Source organism: Pseudanabaena sp. PCC 6802 (genome assembly GCF_000332175.1).
GTDB lineage: Bacteria > Cyanobacteriota > Cyanobacteriia > Pseudanabaenales > Pseudanabaenaceae > PCC-6802.
This window is the reverse complement of sequence record NZ_KB235914.1, coordinates 3277268-3288956: the sequence shown is the minus strand read 5'-3', so window position 1 is coordinate 3288956 and position 11689 is coordinate 3277268. Positions and strand designations below refer to the sequence as shown.

Genomic DNA, 11689 nt, shown 5'->3' with positions numbered 1-11689 from the left:
CCTTTATGATCCCTCTTTATGATGACAACCCTACGCGGCGGCAGGCTCTGGTTGTCTATGCGCTGATTGCCGTTAACGTTCTGGTTTTTCTGCATCAAATTAGTTTGAGCAACCCCCAACTCGTTCAATTTTTGCGCGCTTGGGCAGTTATTCCCCGCGAATTTTTTGCCTTTACAAACCGCGAGGTCATTACTTTACTAAGCTCGCAGTTTCTACACGGTAGTTGGTTGCACTTGATTGGCAATATGTGGTTTTTGTGGATTTTTGGCAATAACGTTGAGGATCGTTTGGGTAGCGTGAAATTTTTAATTTTTTACCTGATTTGCGGCGCGATCGCTGCCATCACCCAATCCATGTTTTCACCTAGCTCTGGCATCCCGTTAATTGGGGCTAGCGGTGCGATCGCAGGTGTGATGGGTGCCTATATCGTCCGCTTTCCCCGCGCCGAGATTGTGACCCTGGTGCCGATCTTCATCATCCTGACCACGATCAGGATACCAGCGTTATTTTTCCTGGGCATCTGGTTAGTGGGGCAAACAGTTTATGCGGCGATGTCCAACCCAGGTCAACCGGGGGTAGCCTACCTCGCCCACATCAGCGGCTTTGTCGCAGGCATAATTTTATTCAAGCTTTTCGAGGACGATCGTGAAATCTAATTTTGATGTTGATGCAATCGTGCAGGCGAAAACAACTGGAAGGTTTGGCGGACGCTTGACAAATCCCATTGAGATAATGCAAACAGTAGACCTCTTGCAAATTAGCCAACTGAGGAGCCTTGAGAGCGTTCAAAATTGTAGAGACCAGCAATTAGATTGCAACGCAAACCAAAGCGGTGACGACGATTGCGATAGCGTCCAGATAAGATGCGGAAGATCTTCAAGCGGCGATTAACATGCTCAATGCCAACCCGTTGGCGCGCAAGTTGGCGGTTGAACGCTTTCTGCTCAGGCGTAAGCTGACCACCTTTCGGTTTCTTGTGGGGTAAGCGGCAGTAGAGATGCAGTTTCTGGATGCCTTGATAACCCTTGTCCTGCAAACTCTCGGTTTGAGGATGGAAATGGATGCCAGAAGCTTTGAACAGCTTGAAATCATGCCGTCGCCCCTTGCCGAAAAACGTACAGATAATCTGCCCAGTAAGAGCGTCAATTATGAGTTGACATTTGAGCGTGTGCCCTTTCTGTTTGCCGCTATAAAAGGCACGTTGGTGCCGCTTAGGACGCTCAATGCGAGTTTCAGTCACATCAACGTCGCGACTGTAGGTATCCCAAAGCCCCGCACCAACTGGCGCTTCCCAGGTAGTCGAAAGCGACGTGAGCGGATTAAAGTCTCCTCTACCCAATGCACTATTCGACAAACTGTAGACTCGCTGATGCCCCAACTAGTGGCGATGTGAAAGTAGGTGCGATATTCCCGCCAATACTCGAAGGCAACCAATATGCGGTCTTCTAGTCCGAGTTTAGGCTTGGCTCCAGGTGTTGGCGTTGCTCGCCACTCTGGTTTAAGCACTTTCACAATTGCTTTGAACGTATTAGTCTCGATACCAAATCGACGCTTAAAGTGTGCAGCAGGTAGGGTTTGCGCTATTATATAGTTCATCATCAGGACGCTTTTTCGTTATTGCTATGTCCTGATATTTTCCTATCTTGGGGTTCTTTGGCAACTCAACCTCAACCTAATCTGCAAGAGGTCTAGTGCATTGCGTGCGACATTTTGGGTTGAAGCTGCCGCATTTTTTGCGATCGCCAAATGCGAAAGGTATGCCCGGATTTCAGGTGCTCCCATGTCTCTAGGATGCTTCTTGTTGTGATAGAGGATAAAGTCTCGAATGTAGTAGACGTAGGAATCTTCGGTTTTTATGCTCATATGTTTGAGGCGAATAACTTGACGCACCTGGTCAAGTAAGCGAGGCGGCTGCACTTCTGTCATGGCAAATACAGTAGAAGAATTTTCTTGCATAGGATATGACTTATTGTGCCCAGATTCAGAATGTTAAACCGCACATCTGCAGTATAAAGATACAAAATGAGCGTACTAAACCGCAAAAGCGCGGTAAAGCATGTAATTTCTGCGTACTAAACTTCACATCTGAAGTAAAAGATACAAAATGAGCGTACTAAACCGCAAAAGCGCGGTAAAGCATGTAATTTCTGCGTGCTAAACTTCACATCTGCGCTAAAAGATACAGAATGCGTACGCTAAGTTGTAGATATGCAACAAAACATTAAAATATGCGTACTAAACTGCAATTTTGCGGTAAAAAGCCTAAGATGTATGAGTACTATACCGCTAGGTGCGGCTTAATATATAGTTAGACCTATGAAAGAAAAACACTTAAAAGTACCGATTTAGTTTGACTGAAGGCTTCACAAGAATGGTCAAAGTAAGGGGATAGGACAAAGTGAGCAATATTGCAAAATTTGCCGTTACTACACCAGAAGGTCGAAAACAAGCATTTGATTTGATTGATAAGTATGGGTGGGAGTATGGATGGGTTTTAGCTCCTTTATGGTTCTATTGGAAAGCTGGTAATTTTTTAGTAGATGCAGTGCAGTCTCTGACTTCTGGTGCAGTGACCAAGGAGATTGAGTTGCAGACAAAAGCAGCTACTGAAATTATCCGAGTCGCCAAAGAAAATGACGTGGATGAACTTGAGATTACTATGTCTGAAAAAGCAGGGCTGAGCTTAGGAGCGAATGTCGAGGGTTTTCCCATTGAACTGATAGCTGGTAGTTCAGGCAATATGAAATTGAAGGTAAAATACAAAGGTTAAATTCTTTTTTTGAGACAAAATCAGTTTTTCACCATCCTGAGGTTAGCGTGAGCTAGAGCTTTTTGGTAGAATAAGTGGGTGCTAATCTTTGTCTTTAGGCGACAGCCCTGCATCTTCACCCTTTCTAGTCTCAGCAATGGAGCTTTATCAATGCCTTTGACTGAACTCAAGTCTCAAATCCAGGAGCTTTCAAAAATTGATAAGCTGCGGTTGATGCAATTTCTGGCAACAGAGCTTGTGAAAGAAGAAGATGTAAACTTTTTTGTCGAGGGTCAAGAATACCCCATATGGTCTCCATATGGGTGCTCAGAAGCTGCTAACACTTTGATGAGTCTTCTGGCGACAAAGCAAAAAGAACAGAATGCTTAACGGCCAAAAATTTCCCTACAAAATTATTGACACCAGTCCTGGCATGGTTGACCGAATGCCATATGTGCCTATAACGCTGAGTCTCAACGGGCGATCCTTAAACGCCGAAGGTTTACTAGATACGGGCGCAAGTGTTAATGTTTTGCCCTACGAATTGGGTCTACAACTGGGCTTCCTCTGGGAGAGTGAAAATCTTTCGGTTATCTTGGCTGGGAATTTAGCGCGTTTTGAAGCTCGTGCAGTCGTTGTTGAGGCTCAAATCACCCCATTTCCGAGGGTTAATCTGGCATTTGCCTGGACTCAAGCCCCCAATGCACCTTTAATATTAAGACAGGCTAATTTCCTTTTTGAGTTTGATGCTTGTTTTTCTCGCTCACAGTCTGAATTTGAAGTCCGACCAAGGGTGGTTGAATGAGAAGGGAGGGGCTGGGTGAGACACCCGTATAATCGGGTCGAGAAGGGTGTTTAGCCCTTCCCTCCCACACCACCCGGCATGCGGGTCCGCACCGGGCGGTTCATAATCGCCGCGCAAACAAACCTCAAGAAAATCAGGCATAACCCTGGACTTTCATCCAAAGTTCTCGCACTGAAAGCCAACCCTGTTGCTGTAACCACTGATTCGTCATTCCCGTATGGGTTGCCAGAGTCTTTGACAACCGCCAATAGCCTTTGCGACTAATGCCGGTCAAAATCGCCTGTCGCTTACTGGTTCCGAGAGCAAGCAAATGGCGAATACGAGTGCGAGGTCTGCGCCACTGTTGACCGTAACACATGCGAATCCGTCGCCGCAACCAACCATCCAACTGCTCAATTGGACTGTAATGCTGGGAAATGCCGTAGTAGTTCATCCAGCCCCGTAAGTATCGGTTCAATCGTTCCATGCGGTACTCCATTGAAACACCCCAACTACGTGACGTTAAGCCCCGCAGTCGATGTATGAAATCCCGATAGGCTTGGTCTGACCACCAAATCCGAATTCCTCGGAACGTAAATCCCAGAAATTCTAATTTGTCAGTCCTGACCACACGACTTTTCTGCCGATTTACTTTGAGCTTCAGCTTTTGGCTCAGGTATCGGCTGATATTAGCCAACACCCTCTGCCCTGCCCGTCTACTTTTGACCAGAATTACCAAGTCATCCATATAGCGAGCAAAGCGATGTCCTCTTGCCTCTAACTCTTTGTCGAGGTCATCCAACAAGATGTTGGCGAGCAACGGTGACAGTGGCGACCCTTGTGGAGTGCCCCAATCCGTTGCCGCGAAAGTGTGACCGACCATAACTCCCGCTCGCAGATACCGTCCGATTAAACCCAGAAGTACCTTATCGGTTACTTTCCGAGCAATGCGGGACATCAGCATGTCGTGGTCTACATTGTCAAAGAATTTCTCCAAATCAATGTCTACCGCAACTTGATACCCTGCTTTGATGGCGGACTTTACCTGCCGAATTGCTCCGTGGGCAGATCGCTTGGGTCGACTGCCATAGCTTGAGTCCGAAAATCCTGGCTCAAACATTGGCGATAACACTTGTAGAATGGCTTGCTGGATTACCCGGTCTATGACACAAGGTATTCCTAGCTTTCTCTCGCCGCCTCTTGGCTTTGGTATTACTACCTGTCGCACTGGCTGCGGTTGATACGTACCATCCTTCAGGGAAGCGCGAATCTCTGTCCAATGCTCCCTTGCATAGTCGAGGAAATCTCCTATAGTCATACCGTCGATTCCGGCTGCTCCTTGGTTCGATTTCACCCTTCCCCATGCCTGTTGCACATTGTTGCGCTCTAATATTCGCGCCATCAGGTTGTCTAAGGCTGGCTTTATGTCAGCACGCCATCCGTCATCTCCCCCGGTCGGGTTCATCGATGCGTCTGAGTTGTTCATTGCTCCTCCTTATGGCAATTATGTTCTGTCCTTCGTCCTGGATTGGACTACTATGACTTCTGCTGACTTCTGCAAGGCTTGACACCAAGAGTTCCCTCTTAGTGGGCTGTCCTTTTTGCTTTAGGGTTCTGTGGCTTCCTAACCGTTTCCGGCTCTTACCTCATTCAGACTCCCTTTACTCTTAGAACCGCAACCTTACAGACCTCCCCAGATAAGAACGTGAACTGTCCCGCCGCAACCGTGTCATTTACTGTGCCCCTTGAACCAGAGGTTTTGTTGTGTTGTGCCAACTCACCCAGGGGTCTCAGCCTTCTATGACATTTCTGTTCGTCGGCTCGTCGGTTTGCTATCCGGCTTCCTTCAAACACTTCCTCGCGAAAGCACTCTTGCCTTAAGCTAGTAGTGGTCGTCACTCGGATCTGTAAATTGATCATTTGGACGCTGGTTCTCCTACAGGGGACTTTCACCCCATTAGTTCACGCCCATGCTGGGCGTACACCAGGGCTTGCAGCGGATGGCCTCAACACTCTGGTAATGACTCAAAAACCCTTGCCACCGCTGAAGCCCAAGCCGTTAGACCGCAAATTATAGTTATGCGTCATGGCAATGAAAATATCTTCAAAGGTTTTTGCAGCTTCTACAGTCTTTGTATCTCTAATTTTTCTCAATTCATCCACTACTATCGCAGCACCTCTAAAAGAGACTTTTTTAAATCCACAGATTGAAGGGAAGTACATTGATGCTTGTCTTAACTCCTTCAGGTTTCAGGATGGCTGTAATAAACCTGCCCAAAATGAGGTTGCTAATCAATTCTGTCGTTGGAGACGTTATTCAAGTGCATCTCAGTGGCAAAGTCAGGATTTTGGGTGGGGAAATCGAACAATAAATTGGAAATGGATAGAGAGATATACGGATGGGGAATTGCAAGCTAATTTCTTCTCCAATGAAGGTGCTAATCGCTTCACAGTAATTGAATGCAGATAGCTATATTACTCCAACACTATTAGCCAATCTTTCAGGTGCATTAATGAAATGTAATGCACCTTGTTTCTGTTTGTATTGACACTAATTTGAACACAGTTACAATTTTTTAGTTAGACTAGAGTAAGCCCTTGCACTACGCAACTAAATTATAACTTTCAATCTAGGAGCAGCCATGCTAGACATAGAAACTCTTGAACGACGCTTGATAACTCTTGAACAAGTGGTTTTTGACCTCCAGCATAAATTAGACAGTAAGCCTAGCTCCGACAATTGGCTCGAAAAACTCATAGGTTCGATCTCTGATGACTCAGCTTTTCTAGAAGCTCTAGAATATGGACGCGAGTTTCGACAGTCTGACAAACCGATTGATGACGTTGGCAAATAATCGTGAAATATTTGCTTGATACCGACCATATCAGTTTTCTACAGCGCCGTTCCAGTTTAGAGTTTAGTCGATTAACTTTGCGGATGTCGCAACATCCGATCGCAGACTTTGCTTTATCGGTTATTAGGAGAGTGCTCTGATTTTTGTGTAAATTGAGTCCTGAAGTACGTATTTAAGCTGTTTCAGAGGCTCGATACACAAAATTCCGATCGCACCCGTTATTAGTTTTCATGAGCAAGTAATTGGCGCTCACAGCTTCATCAATCGCGCCCAGAACAATACTGATATGGCTCGTGGATATACACTGTTGTTAGAAACTCTTAACGGTTTTGAAAAAGCTCCAGTTTTACCATTTGATGCTACAGCGATCGCAATGTTTGATGAGATGCGAAGTCAGAAGGTTCGTGTGGCTACAATGGACTTGAGAATTGCGGCGATCGCCATTTCCAACAATTTAATTTTGCTCGCCCGAAATACTGGCGATTTCAGTAAAATTACGAACTTAATAATTGAAGCTGACTTTACGCCACCAGAAGCACTTAGCCCAGAACTGCGATCGCATCTCAAATTATCTGATGAATTAGTGGATGAGTTTTTAGCTGCCGATCGATGTCTATTCAGTGTGCCGATGTATAACTTCAGCGTGCCTTCAAATTTCAAAGCCTACATCGATCAAATCGTGCGTGTAGGTCGAACGTTTACGTTTGAGAATGGTCAAGGTAAGGGGCTGGTTAGCGGCAAGAAAGTTATATTCATTGGCGGTGGGTTTAACATGCTGACCATTGCTGACAAGGCAGATTATGCTAATTGAGATCTTTAATTACCTATTAGTAGCACAGCATATTTTTAGATCGTAGCTATAATCTAAGGCGTAAACTTGGTGGACGGACTTTATGTGTGGCATTGTTGGCTATATCGGTGATCGCAACTCCAGTGAAGTACTGGTGGATGGTTTGCGCAAGCTCGAATATCGCGGTTATGATTCTGCTGGCGTGGCAACTATTCCCAAGGGAGCCAGGCGACTGGAGCGCGTCCGTGCCAAAGGTAAGCTAGTTAACCTGGAGGAAAAACTGTCAGCGGTGCGAGATCGAGGCGAGATCGCCCATATTGGTATCGGGCACACGCGTTGGGCCACCCACGGCAAGCCAGAAGAACATAATGCCCATCCTCATACTGATACCATCGAAGCCCTGGCCGTCGTCCAAAATGGCATTGTTGAAAATTTCCATGCCCTGCGCGAGGAGCTAAAGCTCCAAGGACATAAATTTGTCAGCGAAACCGATACAGAAGTAATTCCGCACTTGATTGCCCAGTGTCTGAGCGACCTTGGCTACAAACCAACTGCTGGCAGCGTAGATAATCCTCACGCTCCAGCTCCTCCCTCTACTTTTTTCCTCGAAGCAGTACGACGGGCAGTGAACAAATTAGAGGGCGCTTTTGCCCTCGCGATCATGCATGTGGACTTTCCCAACGAGCTAATCGTAGTGCGCCAGCAAGCACCATTAGTAATTGGTGTGGGCGAAGGTGAAAATTTCTGTGCTTCCGATACGCCTGCTTTGGTAGCTTACACCCGCAAGGTATTGTTATTGGAAAATGGCGAAATTGCCCGCCTTACCCGCGATGCCGTAGAAATCTATAGCTTCCATGGCGATCGCCAGCGCCGCAGCCCCCAAACCCTGAACTGGAACCCCGTGCTGGTTGAAAAGCAGGGATTCAGACACTTCATGCTCAAGGAAATCTACGAACAGCCTGGCGTAGTGCGCATGGGTTTAGCTAAATTTGTCAGCGACGATAACCAGGTTAACCTGGGCATTGACGATGCTGTATTAGAGAATCTTACCAATATCCAGATTTTGGCTTGCGGCACGAGTTGGCACGCCTCGCTAGTGGGCAAATACCTGCTGGAGCAACTCGTGGGCATACCTACTGCCGTGCAATATGCCTCTGAATACCGCTATGCCCCACCACCCTTAATGCCTAATACTCTGACGATCGGCGTGACGCAGTCCGGCGAGACTGCCGATACCCTAGCTGCTCTGGAACTGGCAAAATCGCGGGGCGATCGCTGTCTTGGCATTACCAATCGCCCGGAAAGCTCGATCAGTCGCATTGCCGATCGCATTCTCGATACTCAGGCTGGAATTGAGATCGGTGTGGCTGCCACTAAAACCTTCGTGGCGCAGGTATTGATGTTCTATTTTCTGGCATTAGATTTAGGTCTGCGCCGTCAAACTCTATCGCAGGAGCAAGCCGATCGCATTATCGATGGTCTGCGCCAACTTCCCTCTCAAATTGAAGTAATTTTGGAAGGTCAAGAACGTTATATCGAACAGCTTGCCCATAGTTTCACTCATACCCAGGACTTTATCTATCTTGGACGCGGGATTAACTTCCCCATTGCCTTGGAAGGTTCTTTGAAACTAAAGGAAATCAGCTATATTCACGCGGAAGGTTATCCAGCAGGTGAAATGAAACACGGTCCGATCGCTCTATTGGATGCGGATGTACCTGTAGTGGCGATCGCTACTCCTGGCAGCGTCTATGAGAAGGTTCTATCTAATGCCCAGGAAGCTAGAGCCAGGGAAGCACAGTTGATTGGCGTAGCACCCCTCGACGATCCTGCGGCGGTGGAGATTTTCGATCATCTTTTACCTATCCCAGTAGTAGATGAAATTTTGTCTCCCTTGCTGACCGTGATTCCCCTGCAACTCCTGGCTTACCATATCGCAGCCCATCGCGGCTTAGATGTCGATCAACCGCGCAATCTGGCAAAAAGCGTAACGGTAGAATAGACAATGGGCATAACCTGGGTGCAAGATTAACCCAAGCTTAAGAAAATACGATTAGAAACAAGCCGAGTTAAAGACACGTCATAGGATCGAGATCGTTACCTAAATGGAGATGATACAACTATGACTGCTAAACCCTTATATCTCGGCCTTCTTGCTGCTACCGTAGCTCTTGGGGCGATCGCTCCCGTGGCTTTGGCTAAAACCCCCACGCCATCGCCAACCCCCGCAGCAACAACTCCTGCTAAGACTCCAGCTACTGCAGCCCCCGCTAAACCAACGACCGAAGAGCCTGCAACCTTACCACCAAAAATTCAGCTTACAAAAGAGCAGCAGGCAAAAATGCAAGCTATTCGCACCAAGCGCAACGAGCAAATCGCTGCGGTAATTCCTGCGGATCAACGCGCCAAATTTACGGCTGCGATCAAAGACGAACAGAAGCTGAAGCCTGCACTGCAAGCACTGAAGCTTACCAAGGAACAGCAAATCAAAATTCTGGAAATCGTCAAAAAATCCAATCAGGAGATGATCGCCATTCTCACCCCCCAGCAAATAAAGCAGTTGCAGCAGCTACAGTCTCAGACTAAGAAACCTTAAATGCGAGATTTATCTGGTTGGAATCATACCTGTTAAACGGGCATAGGCGAATAGGCCGCCCGCATCGATTACGGGGCCTACCTCGCCTAAAGATTTTAGGGTAAATGTCTCGCCCAAAGTGTGATTGGTAATTTGGTTTTGCACGAAGTCAATTGTGACTTCGTGGCCTGTTTTGAAGCGATCGCAAAGTCTCTCTTCCGACTCCCAGGGATATAGCTCGCCAGTGGCGGTACTGTTGCGGAAGAAAATGCGGGCGTAGGATTGGGCGACTACGGCTTTGACCCCAGATGCACCTAGAGAGATCGGGGCGTGTTCGCGGGAGGAACCACAACCAAAATTTTCTCCAGCGATAATAATTGGATACTTAGTTTTCATCTCGCCTTCAGCAACAAACTTACCGTAGCGATCGGGCAAGCCGATCATGGCATAGCTGCCCAGCTTTTCGTATTCATCTGGCTTCGACGGTACCAGGGTTAAGTATTCGGCAGGAATAATCTGGTCGGTATCGATATTATCGTCAACCACAAATACGGTGCCGCTAACAGTTTTGCTCATGATTCGGTTTAGATGTCTGGTCAAATTTCTAGCTAGGGTGGACAATGCCCACCTTACAGTACGAGCTCTAATCAAAGTAGAATAACGTCACGACTTTACGTTGCTCTTCTGCATGCTCGCAGGTTCTCAGTAAAGTATGGCTATCGTGAAAAGCAAAACAAATGAGCTGCTGACACTTAGCTATAATTTCCTGATTGCACAAAGTGCTGGCCTCAGCTAGCGTCATTTGATCCCACTCACCGTGCTCGACTAAGTGCATCACATTTTCCAACTGATCGCGAGACTCTGGCGGTTGTCTGCTCAAGCTCTGGGGCAAGATTACGGTCAAAAGGTTAGGATCGGCACGCAGCGCACCGCGAATTATGGCGAAGTTAGTGCCTGTCGCACCGGATGTAATAATCCGATTGCCGGATAGCACCAGAGCGTAGCTCATAAGCTCGATCAGATGCTGGTGTGTAATTGGCACGTGACGAGAGCCCAAAATGGCAACTCGCTTAGACCCCTGCTGCTGGATTGTGGCTAGCTCTTGCAGGAAGTCATCGATCTTTGGTAAGTTAACTGACTGTGTCAAGCAAGCCCCTACTACGATCTACTAATAAGTTGAAAATTTAACATAGCAAAACAATATCACCTATTCCTCAAATTTTGATAGCAAGTTTTGCAGATAAATAATATACTAGTAGGTCTGGAAATTTAGCACCTTAAGGAAGGAGTCATGTCTCGATATCGGGGGCCACGCCTCAGAATAGTTAGACGATTAGGAGAATTGCCCGGTCTTAGTCGCAAGCAACCTAAACATGCCTATCCACCCGGACAGCACGGTCAGGAGCGCAAGAAAAAGTCAGAATACGCAGTGCGTTTAGAAGAAAAGCAAAAACTGCGGTTTAACTATGGTTTGACTGAAACCCAACTACTCCGCTACGTGCGCAGAGCAAGACGAGTGAAGGGCTCAACTGGCTTAGTACTGTTGCAATTGTTAGAGATGCGTCTTGACAATACTGTTTTTCGTTTGGGTATGGCTCCTACCATCCCAGCCGCCAGACAGTTGGTCAATCACGGACATATTACAATTAATGGCAAAGTAGTCTCTATCCCCAGTTATGGTTGTCGCCCTGGCGATGTAGTTGGCGTTAAGGATCGCGATGCATCGCGCAAATTGGTAGAAACTAATCTGGAGTTTCCTGGGTTGGCTAATACCCCAAGTCACCTGGAATTTGATAAGGCTAAGCTGACCGGTAAAGTCAATGGCATTATCGAGCGCGAGTGGATTGCTTTACAAATTAACGAACTACTCGTGATTGAGTACTATTCACGTCAAGCTTAGTTTTTTCTAGATGCTGGGTAAGCTAATTTTGTCTAA

At 46.9% G+C, this 11689-nt stretch carries 15 protein-coding genes and 1 pseudogene; 10 read left to right on the top strand and 6 right to left on the bottom strand.

Going from position 1 to position 11689, the window contains the following annotated elements:
* The first annotated feature begins 5 nt into the window (after positions 1-5).
* Positions 6-656, top strand: a complete 651-nt coding sequence (locus PSE6802_RS0121010; protein WP_019502008.1) for a rhomboid family intramembrane serine protease — start codon at positions 6-8, stop codon at positions 654-656.
* Between the two features lie 101 nt (positions 657-757).
* Here the strand turns inward: PSE6802_RS0121010 and PSE6802_RS29895 are convergent.
* Both PSE6802_RS29895 and PSE6802_RS29890 read right to left on the bottom strand, forming a co-directional pair.
* Positions 758-1596 (bottom strand): IS5 family transposase gene (locus PSE6802_RS29895; RefSeq protein ID WP_156815411.1). Its coding sequence is split into 2 segments (ribosomal slippage): positions 758-1248 and positions 1248-1596, totalling 840 coding nucleotides; the frame shifts between segments, so codons are not numbered across the junction.
* Between the two features lie 42 nt (positions 1597-1638).
* A complete protein-coding gene (locus PSE6802_RS29890) occupies positions 1639-1956 on the bottom strand; it encodes a site-specific integrase (protein ID WP_225902691.1) in 318 nt (105 codons plus the stop codon).
* A gap of 442 nt (positions 1957-2398) precedes the next feature.
* Here PSE6802_RS29890 and PSE6802_RS34530 point away from each other — a divergent pair, with 442 nt between their 5' ends.
* From PSE6802_RS34530 to PSE6802_RS0120985, 3 genes are all read left to right on the top strand, one after another.
* Entirely contained in the window at positions 2399-2770 is a 372-nt protein-coding gene (locus tag PSE6802_RS34530) for a hypothetical protein (RefSeq protein ID WP_019502006.1), read from the top strand.
* A gap of 150 nt (positions 2771-2920) precedes the next feature.
* Entirely contained in the window at positions 2921-3139 is a 219-nt protein-coding gene (locus PSE6802_RS0120990) for a hypothetical protein (protein WP_019502005.1), read from the top strand.
* Positions 3132-3554: a pepsin/retropepsin-like aspartic protease family protein gene (locus tag PSE6802_RS0120985; RefSeq protein WP_019502004.1), complete on the top strand. Its 423-nt coding sequence runs from the start codon at positions 3132-3134 to the stop codon at positions 3552-3554. The genes PSE6802_RS0120990 and PSE6802_RS0120985 overlap by 8 nt, the downstream gene beginning before the upstream one ends.
* A gap of 133 nt (positions 3555-3687) precedes the next feature.
* On the opposite strand, the gene ltrA is transcribed toward PSE6802_RS0120985, so the two are convergent.
* Both ltrA and PSE6802_RS0120975 read right to left on the bottom strand, forming a co-directional pair.
* Entirely contained in the window at positions 3688-4998 is a 1311-nt protein-coding gene (gene ltrA / locus PSE6802_RS0120980; RefSeq protein WP_019502003.1) for a group II intron reverse transcriptase/maturase, read from the bottom strand.
* Between the two features lie 185 nt (positions 4999-5183).
* The gene (locus tag PSE6802_RS0120975; RefSeq protein ID WP_019498561.1) at positions 5184-5453 is read right to left on the bottom strand and encodes a hypothetical protein; all 270 of its coding nucleotides are present in this window, start codon (positions 5451-5453) and stop codon (positions 5184-5186) included.
* 172 nt (positions 5454-5625) lie between these two features.
* Here PSE6802_RS0120975 and PSE6802_RS34980 point away from each other — a divergent pair, with 172 nt between their 5' ends.
* The 5 genes and pseudogenes from PSE6802_RS34980 (at position 5626) to PSE6802_RS0120945 (ending at position 9774) form a co-directional block, all read left to right on the top strand.
* Positions 5626-6003, top strand: a complete 378-nt coding sequence (locus PSE6802_RS34980; RefSeq protein ID WP_156815610.1) for a hypothetical protein — start codon at positions 5626-5628, stop codon at positions 6001-6003.
* Between the two features lie 172 nt (positions 6004-6175).
* Positions 6176-6388, top strand: a complete 213-nt coding sequence (locus PSE6802_RS0120960) for a hypothetical protein (RefSeq protein ID WP_019502000.1) — start codon at positions 6176-6178, stop codon at positions 6386-6388.
* A 508-nt stretch (positions 6389-6896) separates the two neighbouring features.
* Positions 6897-7157 (top strand): annotated as a pseudogene (locus PSE6802_RS35955) (FMN-dependent NADH-azoreductase); the annotation flags it as partial.
* Between the two features lie 124 nt (positions 7158-7281).
* Positions 7282-9180 (top strand): glutamine--fructose-6-phosphate transaminase (isomerizing), encoded by a 1899-nt coding sequence (glmS, locus tag PSE6802_RS0120950; RefSeq protein WP_019501998.1) that lies wholly within the window; start codon positions 7282-7284, stop codon positions 9178-9180.
* Between the two features lie 120 nt (positions 9181-9300).
* Positions 9301-9774, top strand: a complete 474-nt coding sequence (locus tag PSE6802_RS0120945) for a Spy/CpxP family protein refolding chaperone (RefSeq protein WP_019501997.1) — start codon at positions 9301-9303, stop codon at positions 9772-9774.
* A 9-nt stretch (positions 9775-9783) separates the two neighbouring features.
* Here PSE6802_RS0120945 and PSE6802_RS0120940 read toward each other — a convergent pair whose 3' ends face one another.
* Positions 9784-10329: a LeuD/DmdB family oxidoreductase small subunit gene (locus PSE6802_RS0120940; protein ID WP_019501996.1), complete on the bottom strand. Its 546-nt coding sequence runs from the start codon at positions 10327-10329 to the stop codon at positions 9784-9786.
* A 67-nt stretch (positions 10330-10396) separates the two neighbouring features.
* On the bottom strand, positions 10397-10900 hold the full coding sequence (locus PSE6802_RS0120935; protein ID WP_019501995.1) for a hypothetical protein: 504 nt from the start codon (positions 10898-10900) through the stop codon (positions 10397-10399).
* 144 nt (positions 10901-11044) lie between these two features.
* On the opposite strand from PSE6802_RS0120935, the gene rpsD reads away from it, so the two are divergent.
* Entirely contained in the window at positions 11045-11653 is a 609-nt protein-coding gene (gene rpsD / locus PSE6802_RS0120930; RefSeq protein ID WP_019501994.1) for a 30S ribosomal protein S4, read from the top strand.
* Positions 11654-11689: the final 36 nt, after the last annotated feature.

Bases quoted from the DNA above. Each gene is read 5' to 3' on its own strand.
- PSE6802_RS0121010 (WP_019502008.1), top strand. From the start codon at position 6: ATGATCCCTCTTTATGATGACAACCCTACGCGGCGGCAGGCTCTGGTT.
- PSE6802_RS29890 (WP_225902691.1), bottom strand. From the start codon at position 1,956: ATGCAAGAAAATTCTTCTACTGTATTTGCCATGACAGAAGTGCAGCCG.
- PSE6802_RS0120990 (WP_019502005.1), top strand. From the start codon at position 2,921: ATGCCTTTGACTGAACTCAAGTCTCAAATCCAGGAGCTTTCAAAAATT.
- PSE6802_RS0120985 (WP_019502004.1), top strand. From the start codon at position 3,132: ATGCTTAACGGCCAAAAATTTCCCTACAAAATTATTGACACCAGTCCT.
- ltrA (WP_019502003.1), bottom strand. From the start codon at position 4,998: ATGAACCCGACCGGGGGAGATGACGGATGGCGTGCTGACATAAAGCCA.
- PSE6802_RS0120975 (WP_019498561.1), bottom strand. From the start codon at position 5,453: ATGATCAATTTACAGATCCGAGTGACGACCACTACTAGCTTAAGGCAA.
- PSE6802_RS34980 (WP_156815610.1), top strand. From the start codon at position 5,626: ATGAAAATATCTTCAAAGGTTTTTGCAGCTTCTACAGTCTTTGTATCT.
- PSE6802_RS0120960 (WP_019502000.1), top strand. From the start codon at position 6,176: ATGCTAGACATAGAAACTCTTGAACGACGCTTGATAACTCTTGAACAA.
- glmS (WP_019501998.1), top strand. From the start codon at position 7,282: ATGTGTGGCATTGTTGGCTATATCGGTGATCGCAACTCCAGTGAAGTA.
- PSE6802_RS0120945 (WP_019501997.1), top strand. From the start codon at position 9,301: ATGACTGCTAAACCCTTATATCTCGGCCTTCTTGCTGCTACCGTAGCT.
- PSE6802_RS0120940 (WP_019501996.1), bottom strand. From the start codon at position 10,329: ATGAGCAAAACTGTTAGCGGCACCGTATTTGTGGTTGACGATAATATC.
- rpsD (WP_019501994.1), top strand. From the start codon at position 11,045: ATGTCTCGATATCGGGGGCCACGCCTCAGAATAGTTAGACGATTAGGA.